Below are 12,674 nucleotides of genomic sequence, written 5' to 3' on the forward strand. Positions count from 1 at the left end.
GGGCTCGTGGCCAGTTCGAGGACGCACACGCTCACGCATAACGTGCTCCTCCTGCTCGTTGCCCCGACGGGAAACCCGTTGCTGGACGCGCGGGTGCTCAAGGTTGGCCTCCGTTGAACTGGACCAGACGACGGCTGGCGGTGGCGCGACGGGCGGTGCCGCGATCCACGTGGCGCCCCGTTTCGGGCTGACGGAATCTGACCCGGTCGCGGACACGATTCAATGCCCCCAGCAGCACATGCGCTTCAAAACCAGCCGCCACGGGGTCACGGCTCCCACGCCGCGAGCTCGTCGTCGGGCAGCGGCTCGGAGAACGACTCCGGAACACGGTAGGGCACGAAGCCCAATTCCCGTTCCGGCGGCTCCTGAATCGGGACCAACCGGGCCACCGGGACGTCTCCCCGCGCGATGACAACCTCCTCACCCCCTCGACATCAGCCAAGATTGCGGACAACCGCGTCTTGGCCTCCTGCACCTCCACCGTCCGCACCATACGGTCAATCGTGCTTGACCAACCATGGCTGGCAACCTTGGTCAGCCTGCTCGTTGCCAATCTTGTGCTGGTGGATGCGGTGTAATGCCCAGCCCCGCGCCGCAGTGATGAGTGCCGGGCGGTGTGGCAGCGATTGGTCCCGCTCGAGCAGTTGCCAGATGCCCCAAATGGCGATGGCGAACGCCTTACGCGTGGCGGCCGGAGTGGATCGCCACGCCAGCACCGCCTCGGCCCAGCATTCCGCCGCGTCAGGGTGGTGGCCTGCGGCGATCAGCCGCGGAATGAGGAACGCCGTGTCGAGGGCGGGGTTGCCGCGCCGGGACCAGGCCCAATCCACGATCCGGGCACCGTCCTCGCCGACGAGGATGTTGAGCGAGTGCAGGTCGGTATGCACCCGGTGGTCGCCTGCGACCAGCTCGATCGCGCGCGCTTCCTCCGCCACCAGCTCGTCGAGATGTTCCCGCGCCCACGGATCGAGATCGGGCGGAGTGTCCTTCGCCAGCCTGCGCCAGGCCGCCAGTCTCGCCCACTGCTCGGCCACCAGCGGCGCCTGAACCGGGCACGCGGCCAGCTCCGCACCGAGGATGCCGAGCACGGGGACGATCTTTGCCAGGTCCGGCGCCCCGGGGGCAAGATCGGCGTGTCTACCAGGCACATGCTCGAACCCCAGCAACAGCCAGTCCTCGACCTCCACACTCCACCGCAGCCGCGGCGCGATGGCCGAGGGCAACCACCGATTGACCTCGGCCTCGTGGCGGTGCATCACTCCCCGGCGGCCACCGGCTTCGGCGATGCCCTTGCAGAAGATTCGTCCACCGTCCTGCGCCAGCAGCGCCACCCCAGTCGAACCCGCCCGACGACCACGCGTCGGGCACCTCGCATCGCCGTCACCACCGGCTCCGCCCCCGGCGTGTCCAGCCACACCTGGTCGCGGAGCGCCGGGAACTCGGCGGGCCTCAGCGCGGCACCGCGGCCATGGCCTCGACCTCCACCAGGAGGTCCGGCCGGGCCAGCGCGGCCGCCACGATCAGCGACTGCGCCGGCCAGTCGCCGTCCGGGTACCAGCGGGTGAAGGTCCGCTTCACCACCGTGCGGAGGCCGGGCAGGTGCTCGGCGCCGGCCACCATGCTGAACAGCTTCACCACGTGCTCCGGCTGCGCGCCCGCCGCCGCGAGGAGCCGCTCCAGGTTGGCGAACACCGCCTCGGTCTGGGCTTCGGCGTCGGCACCGGCGAGCGAGCCATCGGGCAGCGCGCCAACCTGGCCGGAGATCACCACGAGCTCGTGACCGGACGGCACCTGGGCCAGGTGGCTGTACATCCCGATGGGGGCGGCGACGGTGTCCGGGTTCCAGCGCCGGATCATGCGTTCTCCTCAGTTCGTCCGACAGTGGTGGGGTAACGGTCGTCGGCGAGGCACGACGAGTTCCACGCCGGTCATCAAACCCATCCCGCGGACCTCGCCGACGAGCGGGTAGCCCTCCACGATCGCGCGCAGGCCGGTCATCAGGTGCACGGGATGAGGACGTCATCGTCCAGGCGGACCAGCTCGGTCCGCTCGGCCTCACCCAGCTGGCCAGAGGCCGCCGTCGTCGTCCTGGGTCACCGTGAGGTCGGCGACCTCGCTGGAGTAGGTGCGCCGAGCCCCCAGGCGGTGCCCATCAGCCCGAGCGGCGGCAGGAGGACCTGCCGCTCCTGCATGGCCTTCACTCTGCCCGGGCTGAGCAGCGCCGTCCCATCCGGGGCGGTGCGCCGGAGAGGTGCAGGCGGGCGAAGGCCAGCAGGTCCCGTGGCCGCATCGCCGGCGCCGAGCCGGCCGGCGCGTTGGAGCGGGCCAGCGACCACACCGGGGCAGGCTGCCCGCCCGGCAGATGCCCGACCGCGGCGCGATCGCCTCGTCGGCGTTCGTCGCGAAGTGCGTGAGGCCGAGCGGGGTGGCCGGGTGGTCGTGCAGGCACTGGTCGTAGGGCTTGCCGCGCAGCACCTCGACGATCCGGCCGAGCACGACGAAGGCCGCGTTGTTGCAGGAGAACATCTCCCCCGGCGGGAACAGCTGGTCGGTCCCCGCCCAGGGTCGCGACGTACCTCTCGACGCAGTCGTCGCCGCGGCCGGTGTCGGTGAACAGGTCGCCCTCGAAGCCGGACGTGTGGCACATCAGCTGGCGGACGGTGATCGCGGCGGCGGCGCTGGAGTCCGGCACCCGGAACTCCGGCAGGTACCGGCGCACCGGCGTGTCCAGGTCGAGCGCGCCCTCCTCGGACAGCTGCATGGCGAGCGTGGTGGTCCAGACCTTGGTGATGGACCCGATCTGGAACACCGAGTCCGGGGTGGCCTCGACCCCGGTCGCCCGGTTCAGCACCCCGGCGCCCGCGTCGGCGACCTCGCCGCCCACGGCGGGCGCACCGGGCACCTCACGCGCCTCGGCCAGGATCGCGTCCGAGCCAGCCGGTGATCTCGTCCAGGTTCGCCATCGGGTCACGGTAGCGGCGCCGGTGGCGGAGAAGTTCGTTCGCGCGCACGAACGCGGCCCCGCGGATCGGTCGTTCCGGACGAATCCGCGGGGCCGCGATCGGGACGGTCCACCTCAGTCCTGGTGGGCGGTCGCGATGGACTTCTCCCGCCAGGGCTCGGTGTCCTCGGCGATCCGGTCGACCTTCACCTGCCAGCGGTCGAGCGCGTCCCGGCCGAGCAGCAGGTGGGTGGGCAGCTTCTCCTGGCCGGTGACCTCGCAGATCAGCGCCGCGCCCTGGACCGGGTCGCCCAGCTGGGTGTGGTTGGCCTCGCCGACCCAGTCCAGCGTCGTGTGTGCCGGGGTGCCGTCGTAGGCGGCGATCCGGTTGTCCGGCAGGGACAGTGAGCTGGCGTCGAGGAAGTCGGTGCGGAACACGCCCGGTTCGACGACCATGCTCTGGATCCCGAACGGCGCCAGCTCCACCGACAGCGCCTCGCTGATGCCGGCCACCGCGAACTTCGACGCGCTGTACACGCTCACCCCGGGCTCACCCTCGAAACCCGACCGGGATCCGATGTGGACCAACTTCCCGCCACCCGCTTCACGCATGTAGGGCAGCACCGCGCGGGTGACGTTGATCAGCCCGAACACGTTGAGGTCGAACAGCGACCGCGCCTCGGCGTCGCTGATCTCCTCCAGCGCGCCCAGCAGACCGCGGCCGGCGTTGTTGACCAGCACGTCGATGCCGCCGAACCGGTCGACCACGGACTCCACCGCGGGGGCGATCGCGGCGGTGTCGGTGACGTCCAGCGCGACCGGGAACACGCGGCCGCCGGTCTTGAGGTCGTCCGGGAGCCGGTCCGGGTTGCGGACCGCGACCGCCACCGTGTCCCCGCCGGCCAGCGCCGCGCGGGCGATCTCCGCGCCGAGGCCGCGCGATGCGCCGGTGATCAGCCAAGTAGCCATTTCCTCGTGTCTCCTTTCGCTTCGGCGTTGTGCCTGTGCCACCACTCAACCAACGGGGAGCGGCGAAAAGGGCGCCGAACAGGGCCTCGCTCATCCTGGGACGGAATGGGCCACCCAACCGCCGCCCGTGGTCCGCGCCGCGGGGCACCCTGGCTGGATGACCACCCGTCAGCGCGCGCCGTCGGCAGCCCGGAACCTGCTGACCGCGCGCTCGTCCCGGCCGGGTCCTGCTGGTCCAGACCGCCGAACCGGGATCAGCGTCGGAAGCGGCCCTGGTGCGTGGCGTGATCAGTCCGCGGCGGCCGGCCAGGCCTGGATGTCGTCGTCGGCCTGGTGGCGCGCGGTATCGGCGCGCCCGGAGGGCAGTCCATGGCGATCCACTACCGCCTGGGCGCCCCGCTCGCCTGGATCCCCGGCGGGATCAGGCGCGGCCCGCTGTCGCTGCCGGTGCGCTTCACCCGGCGCGGCTGGGGGGATCATCCTGTCCCCCGACAACAGAGGCGCTGTTGTGGCCCCATTTCCGGCCCCCGGACTGGTTGTGTGAAGGCATCGGGACGAAAACCCGCAACCGGAAAGGAACAATCGTCATGTCGCAGGTCATCACCGGAACCCCGCTCGCCGGCCGGGTCGCCGTCGTCACCGGCGCCAGCAGCGGGATCGGCGCGGCCACCGCGGAACGGCTCGCCGCGCTCGGGGCGAAGGTCGCGGTCGCCGCGCGCCGCAAGGACAACCTCGGCGACCTGGTCGCCCGGATCACCGTCGCCGGCGGCACCGCGCTCGCCGTCCCGCTGGACGTCACCGACCGCGACGCCGTCACCGCGGCGGCCACGCAGGTGACCGATCAGCTGGGCCGGGCCGACCTGGTCGTCAACAACGCCGGCGTGCAGCTGATCTCCCCCATCGAGGACCTGAAGGTCGACGACTGGCAGCGCCAGATCGACCTCAACATCACCGGGGTGATGAACGTCCTCGCCGCGTTCGTGCCGCACCTGGTCGCCGCCGCGGACGCGGGCGGGCCCGCGGACCTGATCACCACCTCCTCGATCGCCGCAACCCGGATCCTGGAGAAGTTCTCCGTCTACTCCGGCACGAAGGCCTACCTCAGCCACTTCAGCAGGCTCGCGCGCGTCGAGCTGGGCCGGAAGATGGTGCGGGTGTCGGCGATCGAGCCGGGCATGGTCGACACCGAACTGCCCGACCACGTCACCGACCCGGATGCCAGCACGCTGATGGCGGACCTGCTGCGCGACATCGAGTGCCTGAGCCCGGCCGACGTGGCCGAGACTGTTGCGTTCATCGCCGCGGCGCCCCGGCACGTCAACCTCAGCGAGATCACCATCCTGCCGACCGCCCAGCCGGTCTGAGCGGCTCGGAGCGCGCCGTCCGTCCTAACCGGACGGCGCGCCGAGCAGCCGCTGCTGTCGTTACTCGCCAGGCTGGTCATCGGCCGCTGGTCGCCTCGTCACGACTGGTGCCGCCTGCGCCGGGAGGCGTTCATCCCCGCCGCCGGCACGATGGTGACCAGCGCCAGCACCCCGGCCGTCCAAGCTGCGGTGGAATAGCCGGAGTCGGTGGGGGCGAAGCTGCCGGCGGCGGTGTGCGCGGCGAGGATCAGGCCGCTGACCGCGCTGCCGAGGGAGAAGCCGCCGACGCCGAAGCCCAGCACGCCCATGACCACGATCGGCCACACCACACCCAGTCCGCGGACGCCGGCGAACAGCACGCACGCGAGGGCGATCACGAAACCGTTCGCGGTCAGCAGGCCGAACGGGCTGACCTTCTCCCGCATCTTCGGCGTCACGCGGCCGGCGACGAAACCCAGCACCGAGAACGGGACCAGCACCAGACCCGCCTCGACCTCGGTGAGCCCGTACCCGTAGCCGGCCTGCGAGGGGGTCTGCACGAAGCGGGTGACCAGGGTGAAGAGCAGGTACATGGCGATACCGGAGACGAACATGACCACGTTGGCGCCCGCCACCGCCGGATGCCGCAGCGCGGTCAGGTCCACCAGCGGGCGCGCCGCCTTCCGCTCGACGAGGACCCAGGCCGCCAGCGCCACGGCGCCGGCGAGCAGGATCAGCACGACCGGGAGCGGGTCGCTCGACCACCGGCTCGACTGGCTGGTCACCAGCAGCACCGCCACCAGGCCGGCGGAGAGCAGGGACGCGCCCAGCCAGTCCACCGGTTCCTTCGCCGGCGCGGCTCCGGTGTCCCGCGGGACGGCGACCACGGCGGTGATCAGCGCGGCCACGGCGACCACCACGCCGAGCAGGTGGGCCACGCGCACGCCGCCGACCTGGGCCGGCAGGCTCGCGATCGGGTAGCCGACGCCGACGGTGGAGGCCACCGACAGCATCGCGATCGTGCTCACGGCTCGGTCGCCGAGGTGCTGGCGGGCGGTGGCCATCATCAGCGCGGTCAGGCCCAGACCTACGCCCTGCGCGGCACGGCCTGCCAAGATCACCGCGAACGGCGCGGGCACCACGGTGGCCACGCTGCCCAGCGCCACGACGGCGAGCGTGGCCAGGACGACCTTCCGCCGCCGGTGGGCGGAGCCGAGGCGGCCGAGCAGGGGGGTGGCCACGGCACCGGTCAGCAGCGTGATGGCCAACGTCCATTGCGCGGTGGACAGCGACACGTCGTACTCCTCGGCCACGGACGTGATCAGCGGTGCGCCCAGGCTGCCGATCGCCGCGACCACCAACGCGATGAACACCAGCGCCGCCACCAGGAGGGTGCCGCCGCGAGCGGCACCCTCGGCCTGGCCGGTCGCAGGCGTCGAGGAAGCACTCACTGGTTGTTCTCCTCGGTCAGGTGCTCGAACAGCCCCGCGTTGATGCGGGTGCGGATGCCACGGGCCCACATCCTGGCCATGTGCTCGCGCACCACCTCGCGGACCTCGTGGTCGGCGCAGGCGGCGAAGGCCTGCAGCTGCACCAGCAGCCCAGTGCGGTCGGCGAGAACGCTGTCGTAGTACCCGCCCATGACCTTGACCGAGCCCGTCCCGGACGTGTGCTCCGCGGCGCGGTCCATACCTTCGATGAGCCGCGTGAACGCGCGCCGCACCACCTGCAGGAACAGCGCTTTCTTGGTGCCGAACAACCGGAACACGCAGGCTTGCGAGATCCCCGCGCGACGGGCGAGCGTCTCCATCGACGCGCCGTGCAGCCCAGCCGCGGCGAACTCCTCGGCGGCCAGCTCCAGCAGCTGTTCGCGCCGTTGCTCGGCCGACTACTAACAACCCCGGAGGCGGTGGTGGAAATTTCGGAAGCGACGAGAAGCGGCGTCACAACCGCCCGACCGGCGCGAGATGACGCAGGGCGGCGGCGAGCATCGGGCCGTGCAGCCCATGCCCGCACCAGCCGTCCTGTGTCGGTGGCCGCGCTCGCCGAGCGCGCAGCCCCGTGCTCCGCTGTGGTGAAGGGGACCCTCGCGCGTGTGTGGGTACCGTGCTGCTCGGTTGCCTACCGTGGGCGGTTGAACCAGGCGCCGGCCTGTGCGGTGACCATCAACGCCAGGATGATGCCGCCACAGGCGAGCCCGATGACCGGCCCGCCCGCGAAGATGAGGCCGAAGCCGTCCCCGAGGCCCAGGATGCCCAGGCAGGCCACGATCATCAGCGATGCGTACACGATCGTGGTGACCCGGACACCTCTGCCGCCGGTGGCGAACTTCGTCCCCAGGACGATCGACAGCGCCCCCAGGCCCAGCAGCACACTGACGAGGGCGACGGCATCGGCGATGCTGCCGCCGTTGCCAGCGATGATGCCGGCCGAGAAGCTGGCGACCAGCGCACCGACGGTGAGCTGCACGCCACCCATGACGAACAGGAGTACCCGCGCCCCCCTCATCAGCCCGGGCATGTCCCTCGGATGGCCCAGGTAGCCGCCGTAGGAGCTGTTCGGGGCACCGGATCTCATGGTGGCGTCTCCTCCGTCGAACCAGCTGAGCAGGGCGATACCACGCCAACAACCCGAGACGGCGCGCACCGACGCCAATATGCACCATCCAGGGCTGGGCCAAAACCGTTGTCCGAACACCCGCCCGCAAACCGGCTCCACCACCGTCAACCGACCCACCTGGACCACCACACTGCACTGTCCGGTTGGACCACATCGCACTGCCCCACAAGCAGCCGCGGCGCCGGTTTGTGGACCACATATGCAGGCCCGGTCGTCCTGGGGCGTGAGCTGGTGGTGCTCCCGCAGCAGCTTCCCGGCGCTCCTCGGCGAGCTGCACCGGGCACCTGCACGAGAACGTGCACGCTGGCTCGCTCGCCGAGTGGCTCACGACCTGGGACGTCGCCGGCGACAGAGCCACGGCCAGCGCCACCGCACATCCCCGCCCAGCCCAGCACCACGCGCACACGGGCCGGCGACCGCAGCTCCCGCTGGCGCGGGCGCCGGTCCACCAGCCGCAGCAGGCAGGGCGTGGTGAACACGAACGCCAGGCGCACCAGCAGGACGACCACCGCGACCGCGACGCCCCGCCCGGCCGGGGCCAGCGCCTCCGACGGCCCGATCTCGGTGAACAGCGGCAAGCTGGGCGCCCGCCGCCGCGACGGCGATGAGCACCAGGAGCGCCTCGGTGTCCCTGGTCCCCTTCAGCCCCTCAGCCCCAGCAGGCCCAGGGCCAGCGCCACCCCGCCCTCAAGCTACTGCCCAATGGTCACGTCCCGCGAGGCCGACAGGTGGGGGGCGGCGCGACGTGCACGACCCGCCCGCCTGCGGCCAGCAACGCCGGTGTCAGCCATTCGTGAGCAGAGCCGCCGCGAGGTAGCGGCCCGCCCGATGCCACTGGCGCCGGTGAGGGCCATGGTGTCTCGGTTCATGCCCCCAGCCAAGCGAGATCCGGGGCGCATCAGCGCACCGGCAGCTCGCGGTCCTGGTTCTCCGTGCTGTGCCAGTTGGCCAGCAGGCGCATCGAGTTTTCCGACGCCGAGCCCGGTTCGGTGGTGTAGACGAACAGGATCTGGTCCGGGTCGCCCGCCGGGTGCAGCGCCTGGTATTGCACGGTCAGGTCGCCGACCAGCGGGTGGTGGTAGCCCTTGGAGCCGGTGGTGCGCCGGTGCACCTTGTGGTCCGACCACCATTTCCGGAACTGTTCGGAGTGGATGGACAGCTCACCGATCAACGCCGACAGCTGCGGGTCGTCCGGGTAGCGGCCGGCGTCCAGGCGCAACATGGCGACGGTGTCGGCGGCGACGGCCTCCCAGTCCTGGTACAGCTCACGGGCGTGCGGGTCGAAGAACACGAACCGCGCCTGGTTCCGGTCGGCGGCGGGCAGCGCCCGGAAGTCGGTGATGAGGGCGCCCGCGAGCCGGTTGTGCGCGAGCACGTCCAGGCGCCGCCCCAGCACGAACGCCGGTGAGTGCACCTCGTCCAACATCTCCACCAGGCGCAGCGTCGCCGGATCCACCCGCTGCGGCCGCGCGCGCCGCTTGCGCACCGCGGGTTCGGGGCGGCCCAGGTCCATCAGGTGCTGGCGCTCGGCGTCGGTCAGCCGCAACGCGGTCGCCAGGGCGTCCAGCACCTCGGCCGAGGCGCTGCGGCTGCGGCCCTGCTCGAGGCGGGTGTAGTAGTCCACGCTCACACCGGCCAGCTGCGCCAGCTCCTCGCGCCGCAACCCCGGCACCCGCCGCCGGGCCGAGCCGTCCAGGCCCCGCTCCTCGGGGCTGACCCGGGACCGGCAGGTTCGCAGGAACTGCGCCAGCTCACCGCTCTTCATGCCGCTCATGGACCCGATTGTGCCCACCGGTGGCCACCCGGCGCGCGGTGAAGGTGGCCCATCTTGTCCCCCCGTCACGGGGGGCCGTGCTGGACGCCGGGCCGGGAGTCACGCGAGCGGGCGATCACGCGCGGCGTCGCGGGCGAGCGCGGCCGCTCGGCGGTCCTCGAACCGCGAGGCCTGCGCGTCGAGTCCAGTGAGGAATGCGGCGAGTTCGTCGCGCGCGGTCTCACCGGCCTGACCCAGGCCTTCCAGCTCGAAGACCTTCCAGTACCGCAGCAGCGGCATCACGACGTCGTCGTGGTGGATGCGCAGGTCGTAGATCCCGGCCTTGGCGATCAACGCGGCCTTGCGCGCGAAGCTCGGGATGACCGCGCCCGGCATCGCGAAGTCGAGGACCTCGTCGGTGATGGCCCGCATCATCGCGTCCGGGGAGATCTCCAGCGCCGCCTTCACCAGGTTGCGGTAGAACACCATGTGCAGGTTCTCGTCCGTGGACACCCTGGCCAGCAGTTTCTCCGCCAGCGGGTCCTGGGTGTAGCGCCCGGTGTTGCGGTGCGACAGCCGCGTCGCGAGTTCCTGGAACGACACGTAGGCGCACACCCGCAACAACGGCTTGTCCCCGCTGTCGTAGCCGGCCTGCATGGTCTCCATGCGCATCCGCTCCAGCTCGACCGGGTCGACCGCGCGGGTCACCAGCAGGTAGTCGCGGATGCAGATGCCGTGCCTGCCCTCCTCCGCGGTCCACCGGTGCACCCAGGTCCCCCACGCCCCGTCCCGGCCGAACGCGCGCTCGATCTCCCGGTGGTAGCTGGGCAGGTTGTCCTCGGTCAGCAGGTTGACCTCCAGCGCCGTCCGCGCCACCGGCGACACCCGCGACTGCGCCGGGTCCCACGCCTCGCCACCCAGATCCGCGAAGTTCCGGCCCTCGCTCCACGGCACGAACTCGTGCGGCATCCAGTCCTGGGCCGCGGTGAGATGGCGGTTGAGGTTCTCTTCGACCGTCCCTTCCAGCTCGTACATCAGGCGGGTGGTGTCGGGAAGCGTCATGCGCACGTCCTTCGGGTGGCGGCCAGGAACCTACGAGGCCGTAGGTTACGGTCCCGTAGGTACTGACAACGCGCGAGCGCCTCGACGGGTTCCCGCCGAGCGCCCCCGGTGCCACATCACACCCGGCGACGGCACCGCCCGTCCGGAGCCGGAACGGGTCACAATGGAGGACATGAAGAGGGGGTTTCGCGACTGTCTGCTGGCCTTGCTGAGCGTCGTGACGCTGGCGGTCCCGTCGGCCGCCGCGATCACGACGAGCGGAGCGCCGCAGGCCGACGGGCCGCCGCCGGTCGTGCCGGGTTGCGAACAGGGCTGCGAAACCACGTTCTCCGCTGCGCTGCCCGGCGGGCACCGGCTCGACGGGCTGCACGGAGCCGGCGGCAACGTGCTGGCGTACTGGGACGGCGCAAGCCTGGTCGACACGGCACAGGTCCGCGGCAGCGACGGGCAACCCTACGAGCGGGTTACGGCCGGGCTCTGCGGCGCGGCGCGTTGTTCGGTCGCGTTCGAGTACGGCGCGCACTCCGCCGCCGTCGCGACGCTGCGGGTCGATACGAAGATCACGGTGGACACCGCGGTGGAGGGCGTCTCGGCCGACGTGCGCGACCTCAACGCCGACGGCCTGCCGGACGCCGCGGTGCGGCAGAGCACGTACGAGCCCAGCTTCGCGCTCGCGCCGCTGTACTGGGTGACCTACGTGCAGCAGGACGACCACCTGGTGCCCACCGGCTGCACGACACCGGTGCAGGCCTACGAGCCGGCCCCGCTCACCCCGGCGACCGGCCCCTGCCCGACGAACGTCTAGCCCGACTCGACGCCGGTCGGGCTGGACTCCCGGATCCGAGTCCGCGAAGCACACTGAGGTACCGGAGCGGAAGTCAGCAGGACCACGCGGTGGAGCGAGGCTGGGCCGAGTCCATCGGGCCGGCCGCGCGGCGGCCTCCGCATACGGGACCGCGCCGGTGGAAACCCCGATGACGAGGTCGTATGCCTCATCCGCGGGCGCGTCGAGACGAGACCGGTCAGCCCGTAGAACACGAAGGCGGCCATCCAGCTCAGCCGCTTGTTGCCATCGATCACGGAGGTCGGGGTAGGCGCTGCGCAGCAGGCCCGCAGCTCGTCGCCGGCTGGCAGCGCTGCTCGAGCTGACACCGGAGGGGCGCCCGTCTACGCCACCTTGGGCCGCAACGCCCGCCAATGAACCACCCCGCCGCCGACCTGCCCGGCCGCCCTGCTGCCCCGCTGCGCCCCGGCGGACCCAGCCGCGCTGCGAAGCACGCCCGTCCCAACCGCCCATCGGCGAGCGGACCATGACCTAGGCTTCGAGCCGTGCACAGACTCAGGGTTGGCGTGGGGTTCGGCTGCTGGCCGGTGTGGGAGGAGCGCCAAGACGGCGTGGCGAATGTGCCGCCGGCCGCATTGCCGATCAGCAGCTTGCTGCGCACTGACCTCGAACGGTGGGCGGCGTGGTACGAGCAGCAGTACGACTCGGCGAACCCCGTCGATTCCGGGTTCGACGACCGCGCGGAGGCGATCCGCTTCAACCAGGCGGGCGAGGAGCTGAGGCGGCGGCTTGCGGACGAGCTGGAGGGAGTGGCCTCGGTGACGTTCCGGCCGTATCCGGTGCATCGCGAACCGGCGCCGATCCGGCAAGCGCGAACCGGCATCGACCAGGACGATGCCGGGGCCGAGCCGTTCTAGCTGCGCGGCGGCGAACCGGCTGTGGTCATCGACGGGTTCGACTTCGTCGTCACCGTGCCGGAGGCGAGCCACAACTCGAAGGATCCCGGCAAGAAGAAGCGGCTCATCCATCGGGCAGGGCGAGGCCATCCGGCTCGCGTTCTGCGCATACACCGGCTTGGGCTGCGCCGCCGGGTGATCGGCGTGACCCGGCAGGGTCTGACCAGCGACGGACCGTTGTCGCGGGTCGCAAGCGGGGCAGTCCTCGAGCCGGAGGGTGCCGGTCGGCGTCATCGGAGCCAACGGG

General features: G+C 71.6%; 13 protein-coding genes and 1 pseudogene. 3 read left to right on the forward strand and 11 right to left on the reverse strand.

Translation table 11 applies throughout. The features are described from left to right. Nucleotides 1–266: 266 nt before the first annotated feature. From D0D28_RS36145 to D0D28_RS11670, 6 genes and pseudogenes are all read right to left on the reverse strand, one after another. Nucleotides 267–389, reverse strand: coding sequence for a toxin-antitoxin system, antitoxin component, PHD family protein (locus tag D0D28_RS36145; protein WP_198958067.1), 123 nt, complete (start codon nucleotides 387–389; stop codon nucleotides 267–269). Nucleotides 390–497: 108 nt separating this feature from the next. Then, the gene (locus D0D28_RS11655; protein ID WP_205413235.1) at nucleotides 498–1,331 is read right to left on the reverse strand and encodes a phosphotransferase family protein; all 834 of its coding nucleotides are present in this window, start codon (nucleotides 1,329–1,331) and stop codon (nucleotides 498–500) included. 118 nt (nucleotides 1,332–1,449) lie between these two features. Next, entirely contained in the window at nucleotides 1,450–1,857 is a 408-nt protein-coding gene (locus tag D0D28_RS11660; RefSeq protein ID WP_116110589.1) for a RidA family protein, read from the reverse strand. A 198-nt stretch (nucleotides 1,858–2,055) separates the two neighbouring features. Next, complete coding sequence (locus D0D28_RS37625) at nucleotides 2,056–2,526, reverse strand: serine hydrolase (protein WP_429728401.1); 471 nt, start codon at nucleotides 2,524–2,526, stop codon at nucleotides 2,056–2,058. A 97-nt stretch (nucleotides 2,527–2,623) separates the two neighbouring features. Next, nucleotides 2,624–2,971 (reverse strand): annotated as a pseudogene (locus tag D0D28_RS37630) (serine hydrolase domain-containing protein); the annotation flags it as partial. Between the two features lie 105 nt (nucleotides 2,972–3,076). After that, a complete protein-coding gene (locus tag D0D28_RS11670) occupies nucleotides 3,077–3,910 on the reverse strand; it encodes an SDR family NAD(P)-dependent oxidoreductase (protein WP_116110590.1) in 834 nt (277 codons plus the stop codon). Between the two features lie 587 nt (nucleotides 3,911–4,497). Here D0D28_RS11670 and D0D28_RS11675 point away from each other — a divergent pair. Next, complete coding sequence (locus D0D28_RS11675; RefSeq protein ID WP_116110591.1) at nucleotides 4,498–5,274, forward strand: SDR family oxidoreductase; 777 nt, start codon at nucleotides 4,498–4,500, stop codon at nucleotides 5,272–5,274. 98 nt (nucleotides 5,275–5,372) lie between these two features. Here D0D28_RS11675 and D0D28_RS11680 read toward each other — a convergent pair whose 3' ends face one another. The 5 genes from D0D28_RS11680 to D0D28_RS11705 all read right to left on the reverse strand — a co-directional run bounded on the left by D0D28_RS11680 (nucleotide 5,373) and on the right by D0D28_RS11705 (nucleotide 10,687). Beyond that, complete coding sequence (locus tag D0D28_RS11680) at nucleotides 5,373–6,704, reverse strand: MFS transporter (protein ID WP_116110592.1); 1,332 nt, start codon at nucleotides 6,702–6,704, stop codon at nucleotides 5,373–5,375. Next, nucleotides 6,701–7,117 (reverse strand): TetR/AcrR family transcriptional regulator, encoded by a 417-nt coding sequence (locus D0D28_RS11685; RefSeq protein ID WP_116110593.1) that lies wholly within the window; start codon nucleotides 7,115–7,117, stop codon nucleotides 6,701–6,703. The genes D0D28_RS11680 and D0D28_RS11685 overlap by 4 nt, the downstream gene beginning before the upstream one ends. Nucleotides 7,118–7,374: 257 nt before the next feature. Then, nucleotides 7,375–7,899, reverse strand: a complete 525-nt coding sequence (locus D0D28_RS11690) for a hypothetical protein (RefSeq protein WP_233156960.1) — start codon at nucleotides 7,897–7,899, stop codon at nucleotides 7,375–7,377. A gap of 871 nt (nucleotides 7,900–8,770) precedes the next feature. After that, nucleotides 8,771–9,637, reverse strand: coding sequence for a helix-turn-helix domain-containing protein (locus D0D28_RS11700; protein WP_116110594.1), 867 nt, complete (start codon nucleotides 9,635–9,637; stop codon nucleotides 8,771–8,773). A gap of 108 nt (nucleotides 9,638–9,745) precedes the next feature. Then, nucleotides 9,746–10,687: an acyl-ACP desaturase gene (locus D0D28_RS11705; protein ID WP_116110595.1), complete on the reverse strand. Its 942-nt coding sequence runs from the start codon at nucleotides 10,685–10,687 to the stop codon at nucleotides 9,746–9,748. A 172-nt stretch (nucleotides 10,688–10,859) separates the two neighbouring features. Between D0D28_RS11705 and D0D28_RS11710 the strand changes: the two genes are divergently transcribed. Both D0D28_RS11710 and D0D28_RS11720 read left to right on the forward strand, forming a co-directional pair. Continuing rightward, entirely contained in the window at nucleotides 10,860–11,492 is a 633-nt protein-coding gene (locus D0D28_RS11710) for a hypothetical protein (RefSeq protein ID WP_240323176.1), read from the forward strand. A 545-nt stretch (nucleotides 11,493–12,037) separates the two neighbouring features. Continuing rightward, nucleotides 12,038–12,388: a hypothetical protein gene (locus tag D0D28_RS11720; RefSeq protein WP_116110596.1), complete on the forward strand. Its 351-nt coding sequence runs from the start codon at nucleotides 12,038–12,040 to the stop codon at nucleotides 12,386–12,388. The last annotated feature ends 286 nt before the right edge of the window (nucleotides 12,389–12,674 follow it).

Origin of the sequence: Amycolatopsis ruanii, from assembly GCF_003385175.1 — a bacterium.
GTDB classification, from domain to species: domain Bacteria; phylum Actinomycetota; class Actinomycetes; order Mycobacteriales; family Pseudonocardiaceae; genus Amycolatopsis_E; species Amycolatopsis_E thermalba.

Coding starts and splice junctions, on each gene's coding strand:
- D0D28_RS11660 (WP_116110589.1), bottom strand. CDS start 1,857: ATGATCCGGCGCTGGAACCCGGACACCGTCGCCGCCCCCATCGGGATG.
- D0D28_RS37625 (WP_429728401.1), bottom strand. CDS start 2,526: ATGTTCTCCTGCAACAACGCGGCCTTCGTCGTGCTCGGCCGGATCGTC.
- D0D28_RS11670 (WP_116110590.1), bottom strand. CDS start 3,910: ATGGCTACTTGGCTGATCACCGGCGCATCGCGCGGCCTCGGCGCGGAG.
- D0D28_RS11675 (WP_116110591.1), top strand. CDS start 4,498: ATGTCGCAGGTCATCACCGGAACCCCGCTCGCCGGCCGGGTCGCCGTC.
- D0D28_RS11700 (WP_116110594.1), bottom strand. CDS start 9,637: ATGAAGAGCGGTGAGCTGGCGCAGTTCCTGCGAACCTGCCGGTCCCGG.
- D0D28_RS11705 (WP_116110595.1), bottom strand. CDS start 10,687: ATGACGCTTCCCGACACCACCCGCCTGATGTACGAGCTGGAAGGGACG.
- D0D28_RS11710 (WP_240323176.1), top strand. CDS start 10,860: ATGAAGAGGGGGTTTCGCGACTGTCTGCTGGCCTTGCTGAGCGTCGTG.